This is a genomic window from Mycobacterium sp. (assembly GCF_002863225.1).
Classification (GTDB): domain Bacteria; phylum Actinomycetota; class Actinomycetes; order Mycobacteriales; family Mycobacteriaceae; genus Mycobacterium.
The window spans coordinates 1-15,482 of record NZ_PKEK01000099.1 but is presented as its reverse complement, the minus strand read 5'-3'; the positions used below and the strand labels follow the sequence as shown (position 1 = coordinate 15,482).

The window sequence follows — 15,482 nt, the reverse complement described above, 5'->3', positions numbered from 1 at the left end:
AGTTCAGCGGCCCGCACGCGCAAGCGCGACCAGGTGGACGCCGATCCCCACCAGCGGGCCGCACAGCAGCGCGACCACGGTACGGGTCTGCAGCGGCAGCGGCAGCACGAGCAGAAGCGCCGCCGCCAGCGTCGCGGACACCCAGCCCAGTGCGTAGGCCCGGTGCAGTGCGGCCGCGACCGCGGCGGCGCCGGTGAGGGTCAGCATCGCAATCGTGATCGCGGCCGCGGTCAGCCACGCCAGCAATGCACCGGCGGCGTGGTAGTCCGGGCCGAACGCCGCTCGTAGCAACCACGGACCCAGTAGGCCGGCCGCGGCGACACCGACCGCGCCGACCACGGCGACCAGTGCCGCGGGCGCCAACAGCGCCCGAAGCCGGGCGCTGCGCTGGTCGACGAAGTGTGCGATCAGGTTGCCCTGCATGGCGGTGAGCGGGACCAGCAGCGGCGCGCGGGTCAGGGTCACCGCCAGGATGACGACCCCGCCCTGAGCGCCAAGCTGACTGGACGTCAGCTTCAGCAACACCGGAAAACCCATCACCAGAATCGCGCTGGCTCCGGCCGCGGTGATCGAATGCGCCACTCCGCGCAAAAACGTCGCGGTCCCGCCCGGCGTCAGCAGCTGGGCCGCCGCCCGCGTCTTCGGCGAGGCCCCGATCATGATCAACCAGGCCACCGCGCCGGCGACGGTCGCCCACAGGAATCCGGCCAGGCCCCAGCCGACCAGCACGGTGGCCGCCGAGACGGCCACCCGGATGACCGCGTCGGTGACCATCAGCGCGCCGTACTGCGTCCAGCAGTTGGTGCCGGCCAGCATGCCGAGCAACGTGGCGTGCAGGCAGAACCCGGCCAGCCCGACGCCGAGCAGGCCAACCGAGAGCGCGGGGGCGTGCGCGAAGACCTTTGCACTCCACAGCGGCGAGCTGCCCGCGATCAGTACGGCTGCGCCAATCCCGACCAGTGCCGCGACTCGCAGCGGCTGGGTGCGCGCGTGGGGCAGCACCTCCGCGTAGCCGGCCGAACGCACTTCCCTGGTGGTCTCCTGAAGCAGCCCGTTCGCCGCCCCCGTGACCAAGCCGAAAGCACCCCAGAACACCGCGAACACCGAAAAGCCGGCCGGCGCCAGATCACGGGCGGCCAGGTAGACCACGGCGTAGCCGCACAGCGCCGTCACCGCCGTCGCGACTGCCACGCGGGCCACGCTGCTGCGGGCGACCGGACCGGCGAACGGCCCGATGCCCGCGGTACCGCCCACTTCGGTCACTGTTTGAAAATACTCACAGCCGTCACCGACCTCGGCACGCTGCGACGAGCTCCCCTCTGACAGACTGCTGTCAGAGGGGAGTATTCCTCGGCCGCGGAGTCGTCATCACGTCCCCCACCATCGGGAGACCGGCCCGCGGGCCGCCCAGTCGCGATCGTGGCGGTGGAAGAGACCTCTGGTTGCCCACGACCGGAGGTAAAAGCATGCACGTCCACCCGCTGGAGTGGATGGTCACACTGGGCCTGACCGTTGCGGTGCTGTTGTTCGACGTGCTGGTGATGGCACGGCGGTCGGGTGAAGAGCCGACGATGCGACGCTCCGCCATCGCGCTGTCGGGCTACATCGCACTCGCCGGGTTCTTCGGCATCTGGCTGTGGTTCTTCCACGGTCACCAGTTCGCCATCCAATTCTTCGCCGGCTGGCTCACCGAATACAGCCTGTCGGTGGACAACCTGTTCATCTTCGTCATCATCATGGCGAGCTTCGGCGTGCCCCGGGTCTATCAACGTGAAGCCTTGTTCATCGGCATCGTGATCGCACTGGTCTTCCGCGGCGTCTTCATCGCGCTGGGCGCCGCCGCCATCGAGCGGTTCACCTGGGTGTTCTACCTCTTCGGCGCGTTTCTGGTGTACACCGCGGTGCGGTTGGGACGGGGCGCCACCCACCACGCTGATCGGGAGAACACCCTGGTTCGGTTCGCCCGCAAGCACATGAGCGTCACCGACGAATGGCACGGCCGAAAGATCGTCGTCACCGAGCAGGGGCGACGGTCGATCACCCCGATGGCCCTGGTCGTGCTCGCGCTGGGGGCCACCGACCTGGTTTTCGCGCTGGATTCGATCCCCGCCATCTACGGCCTCACATCGGAGCCGTATCTGGTGTTGGCCGCCAATGTGTTCGCGCTGATGGGACTGCGCCAGCTCTACTTCATCGTCGAAGGACTTCTGCAGCGGCTGGTCTACCTGTCCAAAGGGCTGGCCATCATCCTGATTTTCATCGGGATCAAGCTGATCCTGCACGCAATGCACGAGAACGAACTGCCATTCATCAACGGCGGCAAGCATTTCGACGTTCCTGAGATACCGACGCTGGTCAGCCTTGCGGTGATCGCGGTGACGCTCATCATCGCCTCGGTCGCCAGCCTCATCGCCACCCGAGGAGACGATAAGCCCTAGGGTGCACGCCTCGCTCGGTCACGCCTCGATCTGCGCGGCGATGCGTTGCTCGATGGCAGCCCTGGTAGCTGCCGGCAGCGCGATCAGCCCTTCGAGTTCGCGGCCGGCCCGGGCGTAGGCGCTCTGCCGCTCTTGCGGCGAGGCCGCCTCGTCCTCGGCGAGCCGCAGCAGGTTCTGCGCTCGTGCGAGCCGCTGCTGCTCGTCCTCGGAGAAGTCGCTGCGGCGTCGGCGGATCGCCTCGGTCTCGGCGATCTCGAAGGTGGTGGCGTAGTCGTGCACGGCGTCGCGGTACTCGAGGTGCGCGTTCCGGTCGCCGAGCAGGTCGCCGGGCTGTTCCGGGCGCAGCAGGTCGGCCCGCTGCCTGGCTTTGTGGAAGGCGACCGTCAGCGGATTGCGCAAATCGGTCATCAGCGGGAAGTCGAGCAGTTTGGCGACGTCGACCTCGTAGTCCAGCCATCGCCGATCGGTGCGGTCATGTGCGGCAAGAAGTTTGACGACCTCACGGCGCCGGCTGTCCTCGTTGCTCCGGCCGCGGCCGGCCGCCTCGGCGATCGCGACCTTGGCCTGCTGCTTGATTCGGTACCGCTCCAGTCGCCGGTCGGAGCGACGTTCGTTGGCCGCCGCGATCCGGCGCGCGGCGCCGAAGACGGTGCCGCCGAGCGGGAAGATCAGCCACCAGAATTCCGCGGCGATACGAAGCGGGCCCACCAAGCCAGAATGCCACCCCGTCGTCGCCACTTCGAGCAGCGATGTGTTCGCTCAGAGCCGAAGCCCGTGAGAGCGCGAGACGAGCTCAGTGACCCTCTTGCTTGAACCGTTCGATCGAACGCTGCACCTCGGCCTCGGCTTCCTCGCGGCCCACCCAGTCGGCAGCCTTGACGAATTTGCCCGGCTCGAGCGCCTTGTACTGGGTGAAGAAGTGCTTGATCTCGTCCAGCTCGTTCTGCGGGACGTCGCCGATGTCCTGGATGTGGTCCCAGCGGTGGTCCTTGGCCGGCACGCACAGCACTTTGTCGTCACCGCCGGCCTCGTCGGTCATCCGGAACATCGCGACCGGACGTGCCTTGACCACCACGCCCGGGAAGACGGACTGCGGCAGCAGCACCAGCGCGTCCAGTGGGTCGCCGTCCTCGCCGAGGGTGTCGTCGAAGAAGCCGTAGTCGGTCGGATAGACCATCGACGTGTAGAGGTAGCGGTCCAGAAAGACCCGGCCAGTCTCGTGGTCGACTTCGTACTTGTTTCGCTGACCCTTGGGGATCTCGACGGTCACGTCGAATTGCACCGGTCCGGCTCCTTCGCCTGAGGATTGTCGCTTGGCGTTGATCGTAGGGCTCCCGCGCCACGTCCGTCCGCCGGGGTTTGGCGCACAATAGGCGCAACGAGGGCAGGAGAGTCATGCGTCCCACTCAGTGGCGTACGTCCACCCACCTGATCGTGGGTGCGGGGGTGCTGGCGATTGTCGCTGCGCTGGTGGCCGCTGCCGCGCTGCTCACCGCCGGCGATCACGGTGCCAACGCCGCGCATGTTCAGCCGCCGCCGCCGGCTGTCACGGCCACGCCCGGCCTCGTCCCGGTCGCGGCCGACGCCCCCACACCCAGCCGCTCGGGACTGGCCGCGGCGCTGGCGCTGGTCGCGGCCGACCCCAACCTCGGCAAGCTGGGCGCGCGGGTCACCGACGCGATCACCGGTGAGGAACTCTGGCAGCAGGCCGATGACCTCTTGCTGCAGCCGGCGTCCACCAACAAGACGCTGACCAGTGCCGCGGCCCTGCTGGCGTTGGACCGCAACGCGCGGGTCACCACCCGCGTCGTGGCCTCCGGTCAGGCCGGCACCGTCGTGCTGGTCGGCGGCGGTGACCCGACGTTGTCGGGCGCTGCGCCCGGACAGGACACCTGGTACCACGGCGCGCCACGGCTCAGTGACCTCGCCGACCAGGTCCGCCGCAGCGGTGTGACGCCGACGGCCATCGAGGTGAACACGTCGCTGTTCACCGGCCCGACCTTCGCACCCGGCTGGGATCCGGCCGACATCGAAGGTGGTGACATCGCGCCCATCGAGTCGGTGATGCTCGACGCCGGCCGGATTCAGCCGGCCACCGACGAGTCACGACGATCGATGACGCCCGCCCTGGACGCCGGCCGCGCGCTGGCCGCTGCGCTGGGCGTCGACCCGCAGCGGGTGACCGTCACCAGTGCGCCCGTCGACTCCAGCGCCCGGCAGCTGGCCGCCGTTCAGTCGGCGCCGCTGATCGACCGGCTCAACGAGATGATGAACGTCTCCGACAACGTGATGGCCGAATGCATCGCGCGCGAAGTCGCGGCGTCGATGCAGCGGCCACTGAGCTTCACCGGAGCCGTTGCCGCAGTGACCAATCGGCTCAACACCGCGCACATCGACACCGGCAGCGCGATACTGCGTGACTCCAGCGGGTTGTCCGTCGAAGACCGGTTGACCGCCAAGACCCTGGACGCCGTGGTGCAGGCGGCCGCCGGACCCGACGAGCCGACGCTGCGTCCGCTACTGGATGTGTTGCCGATCGCCGGTGGCAGCGGCACGTTGTCCGACCGGTTTATCGACGGCACCCCAGCCGGCTCCGGGCCGGCGGGCTGGTTGCGCGCCAAAACCGGTTCGCTCACCGCGATCAACGCGCTGGCGGGCGTGGTGACCGATCGCAGCGGACGGGTGCTGAGCTTCGCGCTGATCTCCAATGACGCCGGGCAGTCCGGTCGCACCGCGATCGATGCGGTGGCCGCCACCTTGTGGTCGTGCGGGTGCGTGACATGACCGCCTCGTCGGACCTGACCGTCGGTCGCACGGTCGACTGGGGATTCGCGGCGACGGTCGGCCAACGGCTGGCCCGCCCCGGACCACCGTCCACCGACTACACCCGCCGTCAGGTGATCGAAAACCTCTCCACCGCAGCCAAAGCCGCGGAGCCGCCGGTACGCGAGGTCACCGGCCTGCACGTCGACACCGCAGTCGCCGAGGCGCGAATCGTCGACCGGCCCGGTTGGATCCGGGCGGCGGCCGAGTCGATGCGGACGATGACCGGTGGAACCGACAAGCCGCGCGGAGCGATCAGCGGCCGGATCACGGGCGCGCAGACCGGGGCCGTGCTGGCCTTCGTCGCGACCGGGATCCTCGGCCAGTACGACCCGTTCGCCGACTCCGACGGCGGTGCGCTGCTGCTGGTCTATCCGAACGTCATCGCGGTCGAACGCCAATTACGGGTCGAGCCAGCCGATTTCCGGCTGTGGGTCTGCCTGCACGAGGTCACCCACCGCGTGCAATTCACCGCCAACCCGTGGCTGTCGGGCTACATGTCGGAGGCTCTCGGTGTGCTGACCACCGACGGGACTGAGGACATCACGCAGGTGATCGGACGGTTGGCCGAGTTCGCTCGCAGTCGCGGCGGCTCGTCGCAGTCCGACCCGAATTCAGCCGGCATTCTGGGCTTCCTGCGTGCTGTGCAGTCCGAGCCACAGCGCGAGGCGCTCGATCAGCTGTTGGTCCTCGGCACCTTGCTGGAGGGCCACGCAGATCATGTGATGGATGCCGTTGGACCCGTTGTGGTTCCGTCGGTGTCGGTCATCCGGTCCCGCTTCGACGAGCGCCGGCAGCGCAAACAGCCTCCGCTGCAACGGTTGCTGCGCGCACTGCTGGGCATCGACGTCAAGTTGAGTCAGTACACCCGGGGCAAGGCGTTCGTCGACCATGTGGTGGATCGCGTCGGGATGGACCGGTTCAACACCGTGTGGACGGCCCCGGACACCCTGCCCCGGCCGATCGAGATCGAATACCCACAACGATGGATCGACCGGGTGCTGTAGCCGAACTCCGCACAGCGGTGGCGGCGTTCGCAGCGGAATATCTCGGCCCCGCCGACCAGTGGTGTGTGGCGCTGTCGGGCGGCCCGGACTCGTTGGCGCTCACCGGCATTGCCGCTTTGCTGCGGCCCACCACTGCGCTGATCGTCGACCACGGGTTGCAGCCCGGCTCGGCCGAAGTGGCCGCAACCGCTCGCGGACAAGCGCTGCAGCTGGGATGCGTTGAAGCTCAAGTGATTTCCGTCCAGGTGGATGGTGGCGGCGGCCCGGAGGCCGCGGCGCGCAGCGCCCGATACCAGGCGCTGGCGCAGGCGCGTCGCGATCAACCGGTCCTACTGGCCCATACCCTCGACGACCAGGCGGAGACGGTGTTGCTCGGGCTGGGCCGGGGGTCCGGGGCGCGGTCGATCGCCGGCATGCGTGCCAATGATCCGCCGTGGTGCCGGCCGCTGCTGGGCGTCCGGCGCGACGTCACCCATGCCGCCTGCGAGGAGCTCGGCCTGTCCGCCTGGCAGGACCCGCACAACGCCGATCGACGGTTCACCCGCAGCCGGCTGCGTCACGAGGTGCTACCGCTGCTGGAAGAGGTGCTCGGCGGGGGTGTGGCCGAGGCGTTGGCGCGTACCGCGACCGCGCTGCGCGCCGACACCGAGCTGATCGATTCGCTGATCGAGCAGGCGATGAGCACGGCGTCGACCGCAGACGGACTCGACACCGGCGTATTGACCGCGTTACCCGACCCGGTCCGCCGTGGTGTCATCCGCAACTGGTTGCTGGCGGGTGGCGCGATCGGGTTGACCGACAAGCAGATTCGCGGGGTAGACGTGTTGGTCACCGGGTGGCGCGGCCAGGGTGGTGTCGCGGTCGGCTCCGACTTGCGCGAGCAACGGCTGGTGGCCGCCCGCCGCGGCGGAGTTTTGACGCTGCAGCAGGAGCCGGTCTAGTTCTCGACTCGATGGCATGGCACGCTGTGCTCGTGGCAGCGGAATCGCCGGAGCTCTACCCGGGGGACATCAAGTCGGTCCTGCTGGCGGAGGAGCAGATCCAGAGCCGCATCGCCGAACTCGGTGCTCAGATCGGAGTCGAGTACCGCCAGCGCGCCAACGACGGTGGCCGCGACCTGCTGCTGGTCACCGTGCTCAAGGGCGCGGTCATGTTCGTCACCGACCTGGCTCGCGCGATCCCGCTGCCGACCCAGTTCGAATTCATGGCGGTCAGCTCCTACGGATCGTCGACGTCGTCGTCGGGTGTGGTGCGAATCCTCAAAGACCTCGACCGCGACATCAATGACCGCGACGTGTTGATCGTCGAGGATGTGGTCGATTCCGGCTTGACGCTGTCGTGGCTGCTGCGCAACCTGGCCACCCGCCGCCCGCACTCGCTGCGGGTGTGCACGCTGCTACGTAAACCCGACGCGCTGCGCGCCAACACCGACATCGCCTACGTTGGTTTCGACATCCCCAACGAATTCGTGGTGGGGTACGGCCTCGACTACGACGAGCGCTACCGCGACCTGCCCTACATCGGGACGCTGGACCCGCGGGTCTACCAGGACTAGGGCTACCGCAGCTCCCAGACCGCGGTTACGGAAAAGCTCACCGTCTGCTGACCGGGCTCCAGCGGCACCGCCGCCGGCATCATCCGCGGCGCCGGAGAGACGGTCGGGACCGCACCCCCGGAGGCTTCTGAAATCGAGATGATCTTGCCCAGCCCGAGGCCGGACAGCTGGGCGTACTGGCCGGCGCGGTCCTTGGCGTCCTGAAACGCTCGCGCCCGGGCATCTTTCACCAGCTGCGAGTCGTCGGCGATGGAGTAGCTGACCGAGTTGATTCGGGTGGCGTCGCCGCCGGTGCCGACGATGACGGCCAGCAAGCGCGATGCCAGCCCGGCGGGGTGGATCTTGACCCGGATCGAGTTCGCGGCGCGAAAGCCGGTGACGACGGCGCCGGCGGTGTCGTACTGCGGCTGCAGGCTGACATCGGTGGTGCTGATGTCCTTGCGGTCCACGCCCGCGTTGGCCAGGGCATCGATCACCGCCTGCTGGCGGGTGTTGGTCTGGTCCATCGCCGCGGTCACGTCGCGAGCGATGAACTCGATGGCGGCGTCAGCGGTGAGCGTGTCCGGAACGCCTTGCACGTGCCCCGATCCGACGACGGTCACCTGACGCGGGTTTTCGCTCACCTTTTCCGGAGCGGCGTGGTCGCACGCGGCCGCCGATGCGGCCAGGCCGGTGGCGAGCAGAATGCGGATCGGCAGTGTGGCGCGCATGGTTGGCACCCTAGTCGGCGGCCATGTTGAGGGCGCTGTGCCGGCGGCCCCACACCAGGTAGAAGACCAGTACGACCGTCAGCCATCCGCTGAACGCGACCCAGGTGTACCAGTGCAGGCTGAACAGGATGTACGCGCACGCCGCGATGGACAGAATCGGCGTCACCGGATACCCGGGCACCCTGAAACCACGGGGCAGGTCCGGCTCCTGGATCCGAAGCACGATCACTCCGGCCGACACCACGATGAACGCCGTCAGCGTGCCGATCGACACGATCTCGGCCAGTCGGTCCAACGGGACCAAGGCTGCCAGCACGGCCACCGCCACCGCCACGATCACAGTATTGTGAACCGGAGTCATGGTGCGGGGGTTGACCTTCGCAAAGGCGATGGGCAGCAACCCGTCGCGGCCCATCGTGAACAGGATGCGGGTCTGGCCGTACAGCGTCACCAGAGTGACCGAGAAGATCGAGATCACCGCGCCCGCCGAGACAATCGTGCTGCCCGCGGAATTGCCGGTGATGTGGTCGAGGATCACGGCCAGCACCGCTTCTTCGCCTTTGAAATCCTGCCAGCGCTGGGCCCCCAGCGCGGCGACGGAGACGAGCAGGTGGATTGCGGTCACGATCAGCAGCGCGGCGATGATCGCGCGCGGCATGGTGTGCTGGGGGTCTTTCACCTCATCGCCGGCGGTGGACACCGCGTCGAGTCCGATGTAGGCGAAGAAGATCGTGCCGGAGGCCAAGCTGACGCCGGAGACCCCGAACGGCGCCAGGTCCTTGAAGTTGCCGGCGTCGAACGCGGTGAACGCGACCGCCGAAAAGAGCACCAGCACACTGATTTTGATGACCACCATCACGGCATTGGCCTTGGCTGACGTGCTGGCGCCGCGGATCAGCAGCAGTGTGCACATCGCAACCAGGACAATTGCCGGCAGGTTCACCACACCGTGTCCGGGGTCCCATGGCGCAGCCGAAATCGACTGCGGCAGAGAAAAACCGAAGAGATTGTAGAGCAGCTTGTTGAGGTACTGACTCCAACCGACCGCGACTGCCGCGGCCGACACGGCGTATTCGAGAAGTAAGCACGCCGCGACTCCCATGGCGGCGAACTCACCCAGGGTGGCGTAGGCGTACGAGTAGGCCGACCCTGACACCGGGACCGCCGAGGCCAGCTCGGCGTAGCAGATCGCGGCCAGCCCCGCCGCGACGCCGGCGATGAGGAATGAGATGACGACGGCCGGACCCGCTTGCGGTACCGACTGCGACAGCACGATGAAGATGCCGGAGCCGACGGTCTCACCGACGCCGAACATCGTCAGCAGGAAAACGCCGAGACTGCGTTGCAGATGCTCCGATGCGCCCGCGGCCACCGGTGCGCCGTTGACCGGGCGCCGCCGCAGCATCTGGTCGGGCAGGCTCAGCGCCGGCGTGGGCATGGCGCCTCCTCGTGGCATCCGCTACGCCGGGGTCGGTCGACTGCTTGGCCAACAGCTGCCTGCGTCGTCCACACGATTCGGCCAGGTCGGACCACGATATACCAGCTCAGGGCTTCGCGGCGGTCTGGACGTGGCCGGTTGGCCGTAGGTCACAGACAGGCGCCTGGTGTGGCTTCTGTCGGAGATTTATTGGTAGACGGAAACCGTTGTCGGCGCACATATCTAACACCAGGAAGTTGAATCAGCTTTTATTGCAGTTGATTTGGAATCGACGCCCAACGGGTCTCTCGGCGGCGAGTGATACGTGAAGTGAACAGACCTAGCCCCAGCAAAGCCTAGCGGGTAATGTCGCCCACATCGGAAAGTTCATATCGTTTTCTAATCATATTGAACTCCAACACATTTCATTCCAAATTCCTATCTGCCGAGTGGGTTTCGCAGCTAAGTGAATAATTTGCGACTCGACGGTGAACAGGGTCGATGGAGGCTGTGTTAAGACCCCAAGGCTGGCCTAACGTGGCGGATGCTCCGCTTCAGTCGCGATGACGCCAACTGAAGCCATTGAATACAAGCACTTTTCGGAGGGACCATGTCCAACGTTATTGCGCAGCCTGATGTCCTCGCCGCCGCCGCGGGCAAGCTGCACACCATCAACGAGGCGCTGCGTGCCGGAAACGCGGCTGCGGCCGGCCCGACGACCGGGGTGACGCCTGCCGCCGGCGACCTGGTCTCGGCGCTGACTGCTGCCCAGTTCGCCTCGCACGCGCAGCTTTACCAGACCGTCAGCGCGCACGCCGCCGCGGTTCAGCAGTTCATGGCCAACATCCTGACCGCCAGCTCCGGTTCCTACGCGGCCACCGAGGCCGCCAACGCCGCTGCGGTCGGATAGGGCGCCGCCTGACATGTTTGATTTTTCGATGTTGCCCCCGGAGGTCAACTCGGGGTTGATGTACGCCGGGCCCGGGTCGAGCCCCATGGTCACGGCGGCGTCGGCCTGGTCGAGCCTTGGCGGCGAGCTGCACAGCATGGCCGCCGCCTACGAGTCGGTGATCACCGCCCTGACCGACGGATCATGGATCGGACCGGCCGCCGCGTCGATGGCAGCCTCCTCGCAGGCTCAGGTCGAATGGTTGCTCGACAGCGCCGCGCGTGCCGAGCAGGTCGCGGCCCAGGCTTCGGCCGCGGTCAGCGCCTTCGAAGCGGCCTTTATCGCGACCGTGCCCCCAGCGGAAGTAGCGGCCAACCGGGCGCTGCTGCTGCAGTTGATCGCGACCAACCTGCTGGGGCAGAACACCCCGGCGATCCTGGCCACCGAAGCGATGTACGCCGAGATGTGGGCGCAGGACGCGGGCGCGATGTACAGCTACGCCGGGGCGTCGGCCGCGGCGTCACAGCTGACACCCTTCAACGCGGCGGCGGAGTCGGCCAACCCGGCCGGCCTCGGCGCCCAGGCGGCCGCTGTCTCCCAGGCTGTCGGTTCCAGTACCGGACAGGACGTGACCAATGCTTTGGCGGCCGCGGCTGCACCGGCGGCGCCGGGTGACCTCACTTTGGAGCAGTTGCTGGCCCAGCTGGGTCTGACCGGTACCGTTCCCAACTCCAACGGGGACGGCCTCGTCCTCAATGGCGTCTGGGGCGACATCGTCGAGGGTCTGACCGGCTCGCAGACGGTGGATGGCAGCACACCCTTCGACGCGTTCATCCGGTTGGTCTCCCCCTTCCGACTGTCCACCACCGCTACCAAAGACATCGAAGGGCTGGCGGAAGCGGCGACTAAATTCGGAGGGGCCGCGAAAGTATCGGCGGTCGAGGCGATCCCAGCGGCCGTACCACCACCGAGCCTGCCGTCGGGTATTTCCGGTGCCGGGGCTCTCGGTAGCCTGGGCAGGGCGGAATTGGTGGGCAAACTCTCGGTGCCGCCGGCCTGGGGCGGCGTAGCCCCGTCGGTGAGTCCGGCCGTCACGTCGATCGGCAACCTGGGCACCCCGGTCTCCTCGCAACCACTCACGCCCGTGGCCAACAGCATGGGCGCCCCACCGGTGATGGCCGGCGGCGGTGGCCGCGGCATGCAATTCGCCGCTCCCCGTTACGGTTTCAAGCCGACCGTAGTTCCTCGCCCGTTTGTGGGCGGTTAAGGAGTCACCAGGATCTTGCAGTGACGTTCGGGGTCGCCGAGTTCATCGAAGGCGGCCCCGACGTCCTGGAGGCCGACGGTGCCGGTGATCATCGGGGCGACGTCGATCTCTCCTTCGGCGATGGCCCGGAGCGTCTCGTTGAATTCGCCTGGCTCGTAGGCGAGTACGAACTGAACGCTGAGTTCCTTGGCGATCGCGAAGAACGGGTAGACGGTGTCGGCCTGCATGCAGACGCCGACCACCACCAGTCGCGTGCCGTGTCGGGCGCGCCGGATCACGTCGTCGATGATCCCCGGAACGCCGACTGCGTCGAATACCACCGCCGGTTTCGCGGTGTCGAACGGCGAATCCTGCGCGGGGTCGACGGTCCGGTGCGCGCCCATGACGGCGGCCAGATCTCGTCGACTCGTCGAGAAGTCGGACGCCACAATGCTTTCGACGCCGCGGGCGCGCAGCGCGGCGATCACCGCGATACCGATCGGGCCGCAGCCGAGCACCAGCGCCTCTTCGCCGGGCTGGACCCTGGACTTGTTCACCGCGTGCAAACCCACTGCCATCGGCTCGGTCAGCGAAGCATGTTGCACGTCAAGGCCGTTGGGGATGGGCACGAGTAGGGGCGCGGACAGCAACATCCGCTCGGCGTAGCCGCCCACCGTCGTGTTGCTGTAGACGATCGCCTCGACTCCCGCGCCCGACAACAGCACCGGCATCGACGTCACGAGGGTCCCGGCCGGATGCGTGTCGGTGTCGGGTCCGGCCTCCAGGATCTCCGCGCTGAACTCGTGGCCCATGAACACGTCGCGGCTCAAGTCGACGGTGATGCCGCCTTCCCGGCGCGGCATCTCACTGGTCAGCGAAAGCACCTCGGCGCCGTGTGCCGCGAAATGCAGGTCTGAGCCGCAGATTCCGCACGAGCGGACCGCGACCAGCACCTGGCCGGCGCCGGGCACCGGCTCGGGGAGGTCGTCGCGGTAGACCATGCGGCCCTCGCGCAGCACCGAAGCGCGCATCAGTTGCTTTCGCCGACGTGTTCGGTGATCGCTTTGACGACGGCCTGTCCGGCCCGCCCGATCAATTCGTCGCGCTTGTCCTTGGCCCATTCGTGTGACGATCGGGCGGCTTCGAGCTGACCCTTGAAGTGCGGGATGACCTTGCGTGCCATCAGCTCGTAGCAGTGATAGGTCGCCTCGGGTGATGCCCAGTCGTGGCCGAGCATCAGCAGCGTCCCGAATCCGCCGGAGCGCTCCAGCAAATCCTCGATGTGGGCGATCGCATCGTCGGGGCTGCCGATACAGCAATTGCCTTTGGCCGCATAGTCTTCGACGAATTCGCGTGATGTCTGCGCACCCTCGACGGTGTTGGCCAGCGGAACGAACCCGGCAGCGCCGAAGTAGTTGGCGAAATCCTGCAGACCATAGGTGCAGTCGTCGATCGCCTTCTCACGGGTATCGGCGATGTGCATGATCGACAGGACCCGCCAGTCGGTGCGGTCCGGCGTGTCGCGGTCGGCTTTGGCGGCCTGCTCTTCGACCACGCCCCAAGTGTTGTCCAGCGCGGCGTAGCCGCCGGGCACCGACATCGACAGCGATAGCAGCGAGGTGCCCAGCTTCCCGGCCAGCCGCGGGCCGGACGGGGAAAGCATTGCCGCCGTTGAAATTTCCGGATGCGGCCAGGTGTAGGGACGGATGTGCAGTTGCGCGTCGCGCAGGGTGAACCAGTCCGAGTGCCGGCTGATCCGCTCGCTGGGTTCGGCGCGGAGCAACGCCAGGATCGCCTCCAGCGATTCCTCCATCATCCTGCGCTGCTCGATCGGATCGATTCCCATCATGTACGCGTCCGACGGCAGCGCGCCCGGGCCCGCCCCGAACATCACGCGCCCCCGGGTCAGATGATCCAGCAGCACCCATCGGTCAGCAACCATCAGCGGGTGGTGGTACGGCAGCGACACCACGCCCGTGCCCAGCCGGATGTGTTTGGTCCGCTCGGCGGCCGCGGCGATGAACACCTCGGGGCAGGCGATCAACTCGTAACCGCCGGAGTGGTGCTCACCGAACCACGCCTCGTCGAAGCCGAGCCGATCCAGCGCCACCACCCGGTCCATGTCGTATTCCAGTGCCACCGTTGGTGATTGGCCGGTCGGATGAAACGGTGTGACAAAGACGCCGAAGTTCAGCGGACGCTTCATGTCTGCTCGGCCTCGATCTTCAGGCTTGACAGAAAATCCAGCAGCAATTCGTTGACCTGGTCCGGTTTCTCCTGCTGCAGCCAATGTCCGGCGCCGTCGATCAGCACCTCGCGGTAGCGGCCGGTGACCAGCTCCGGCGCTCGGTCAGGACGCATGAAGCCCAGCACCGGGTCAGCGGTGCCACCGATGAACATGGCCGGCACGTTGATGGTTGCGGCCGGGGGGTCGGCCAGCAGTTCCCAGTTGCGGTCCAGGTTGCGATACCAGTTGAGCCCACCGGTGAAGCCGGTGCGCTCGAACTCACCGACGTAGTGGTCGAGCTCGTCGCGGGTGATCCAGTCGGGCAGGCCGTCGACCTCCGGGAGCCGGTCGATGAATCCGGCCGGGCCCGGTTCGATCATGCGCAGCGCCGCCGTCGGGTCGTCGGATCGGGTCAGCCCGCCCAGCATGCGGGTGATGGTCCGACGTGGATCGTCACCGAGTTCGGCGTCGGCCACCCCCGGCTCCTGGAAATACAGCATGTAGAAGAAGTTGTCGCCGAAGATCGATCGGAACGCCGTGGTCGGCGGAACCTGCGACCGTGGCACCGGCGGCACGCTCATGCCGACGACGGCAGCGACCCGGTCCGGGTGCAGCTGCGCCGAACTCCACACCACCGGGGCTCCCCAGTCGTGACCGACGAACACCGCCTGCTCGGTCCCCACGTCGTCGAGCAGGCCGATCAGGTCGGCGGAGAGCTCGGCGACGTTGTAGGCGGCGATACCAGCCGGGCTGCTGGTGCGGCCATAACCGCGCTGATCGGGCGCCAGTACGTGGTACCCGGCGGCGGCCAGCGCCGGAATCTGGTGACGCCAGGAGAAGGCGAGCTCGGGGAAGCCGTGCGCCAGCACCACGACCGGTGCACCCCGCTCACCCGCCTCCAGGGTGTGCAGCTGCACGCCGTTGGTGTCGATGATGCGTTCGGAGATGAGCTGGCTGTCAGACACAGGTTCACCAAAGCACACGTGCGCCCATGTGTCGGGAACTTCGTTTCGTTGTTCAGAGCGAGACGATTCGTGGGCCGACCGCCTGCGCTCGGCCTGCGGCCGACCTGGCGATCACCACGGGGTCAAATGGTGGTGACCCGCTGCGCTCGGCCTGCGGCCGACCTGGCGATCACCACGGGGTCAAATGGTGGTGACCCGCTGCGCT

The 15,482-nt window shown here is 67.5% G+C and carries 15 protein-coding genes; 7 read left to right on the top strand and 8 right to left on the bottom strand.

What is annotated here, in order from left to right; translation table 11 throughout:
• Nucleotides 1-3: 3 nt before the first annotated feature.
• Nucleotides 4-1,263, bottom strand: a complete 1,260-nt coding sequence (locus CYU59_RS26410) for a hypothetical protein (protein ID WP_293004242.1) — start codon at nt 1,261-1,263, stop codon at nt 4-6.
• A gap of 203 nt (nt 1,264-1,466) precedes the next feature.
• On the opposite strand from CYU59_RS26410, the gene CYU59_RS26405 reads away from it, so the two are divergent.
• Nucleotides 1,467-2,438, top strand: a complete 972-nt coding sequence (locus CYU59_RS26405) for a TerC family protein (protein WP_293004241.1) — start codon at nt 1,467-1,469, stop codon at nt 2,436-2,438.
• A gap of 18 nt (nt 2,439-2,456) precedes the next feature.
• Here CYU59_RS26405 and CYU59_RS26400 read toward each other — a convergent pair whose 3' ends face one another.
• A complete protein-coding gene (locus CYU59_RS26400) occupies nt 2,457-3,149 on the bottom strand; it encodes a hypothetical protein (protein WP_293004240.1) in 693 nt (230 codons plus the stop codon).
• An 82-nt stretch (nt 3,150-3,231) separates the two neighbouring features.
• On the bottom strand, nt 3,232-3,720 hold the full coding sequence (locus tag CYU59_RS26395) for an inorganic diphosphatase (protein WP_293004239.1): 489 nt from the start codon (nt 3,718-3,720) through the stop codon (nt 3,232-3,234).
• Between the two features lie 113 nt (nt 3,721-3,833).
• Here CYU59_RS26395 and dacB point away from each other — a divergent pair, with 113 nt between their 5' ends.
• From dacB to hpt, 4 genes are read left to right on the top strand one after another with little or no spacing between them, the layout of a single operon-like run.
• A complete protein-coding gene (gene dacB, locus CYU59_RS26390) occupies nt 3,834-5,222 on the top strand; it encodes a D-alanyl-D-alanine carboxypeptidase/D-alanyl-D-alanine-endopeptidase (protein WP_293004238.1) in 1,389 nt (462 codons plus the stop codon).
• Nucleotides 5,219-6,268: a zinc-dependent metalloprotease gene (locus CYU59_RS26385; RefSeq protein ID WP_293004237.1), complete on the top strand. Its 1,050-nt coding sequence runs from the start codon at nt 5,219-5,221 to the stop codon at nt 6,266-6,268. Before dacB ends, CYU59_RS26385 begins: the two co-directional genes overlap by 4 nt.
• On the top strand, nt 6,247-7,209 hold the full coding sequence (gene tilS, locus CYU59_RS26380; RefSeq protein WP_293004236.1) for a tRNA lysidine(34) synthetase TilS: 963 nt from the start codon (nt 6,247-6,249) through the stop codon (nt 7,207-7,209). The genes CYU59_RS26385 and tilS overlap by 22 nt, the downstream gene beginning before the upstream one ends.
• A gap of 11 nt (nt 7,210-7,220) precedes the next feature.
• Nucleotides 7,221-7,823: a hypoxanthine phosphoribosyltransferase gene (gene hpt, locus CYU59_RS26375; RefSeq protein ID WP_293004235.1), complete on the top strand. Its 603-nt coding sequence runs from the start codon at nt 7,221-7,223 to the stop codon at nt 7,821-7,823.
• Nucleotides 7,824-7,825: 2 nt separating this feature from the next.
• Here the strand turns inward: hpt and CYU59_RS26370 are convergent, their stop codons facing one another.
• Nucleotides 7,826-8,533 (bottom strand): SIMPL domain-containing protein, encoded by a 708-nt coding sequence (locus tag CYU59_RS26370; protein ID WP_293004234.1) that lies wholly within the window; start codon nt 8,531-8,533, stop codon nt 7,826-7,828.
• Nucleotides 8,534-8,543: 10 nt separating this feature from the next.
• Nucleotides 8,544-9,971: an amino acid permease gene (locus CYU59_RS26365; protein ID WP_293004233.1), complete on the bottom strand. Its 1,428-nt coding sequence runs from the start codon at nt 9,969-9,971 to the stop codon at nt 8,544-8,546.
• Nucleotides 9,972-10,560: 589 nt separating this feature from the next.
• Between CYU59_RS26365 and CYU59_RS26360 the strand changes: the two genes are divergently transcribed.
• Both CYU59_RS26360 and CYU59_RS26355 read left to right on the top strand, forming a co-directional pair.
• Nucleotides 10,561-10,860: a PE family protein gene (locus CYU59_RS26360; protein WP_293004232.1), complete on the top strand. Its 300-nt coding sequence runs from the start codon at nt 10,561-10,563 to the stop codon at nt 10,858-10,860.
• A 13-nt stretch (nt 10,861-10,873) separates the two neighbouring features.
• Nucleotides 10,874-12,106, top strand: a complete 1,233-nt coding sequence (locus tag CYU59_RS26355) for a PPE family protein (RefSeq protein WP_293004231.1) — start codon at nt 10,874-10,876, stop codon at nt 12,104-12,106.
• Here the strand turns inward: CYU59_RS26355 and CYU59_RS26350 are convergent.
• Genes CYU59_RS26350 through CYU59_RS26340 form a run of 3 tightly spaced genes read right to left on the bottom strand, consistent with a single transcriptional unit; the run spans nt 12,103 to nt 15,277 of the window.
• Nucleotides 12,103-13,116: a zinc-binding dehydrogenase gene (locus tag CYU59_RS26350; RefSeq protein WP_293004230.1), complete on the bottom strand. Its 1,014-nt coding sequence runs from the start codon at nt 13,114-13,116 to the stop codon at nt 12,103-12,105. The two genes, CYU59_RS26355 and CYU59_RS26350, sit on opposite strands and share 4 nt — an antisense overlap.
• A complete protein-coding gene (locus CYU59_RS26345; protein ID WP_293004229.1) occupies nt 13,116-14,291 on the bottom strand; it encodes an LLM class flavin-dependent oxidoreductase in 1,176 nt (391 codons plus the stop codon). The genes CYU59_RS26350 and CYU59_RS26345 overlap by 1 nt, the downstream gene beginning before the upstream one ends.
• Nucleotides 14,288-15,277 (bottom strand): alpha/beta hydrolase, encoded by a 990-nt coding sequence (locus CYU59_RS26340; protein WP_293004228.1) that lies wholly within the window; start codon nt 15,275-15,277, stop codon nt 14,288-14,290. The genes CYU59_RS26345 and CYU59_RS26340 overlap by 4 nt, the downstream gene beginning before the upstream one ends.
• Between the last annotated feature and the right edge of the window lie 205 nt (nt 15,278-15,482).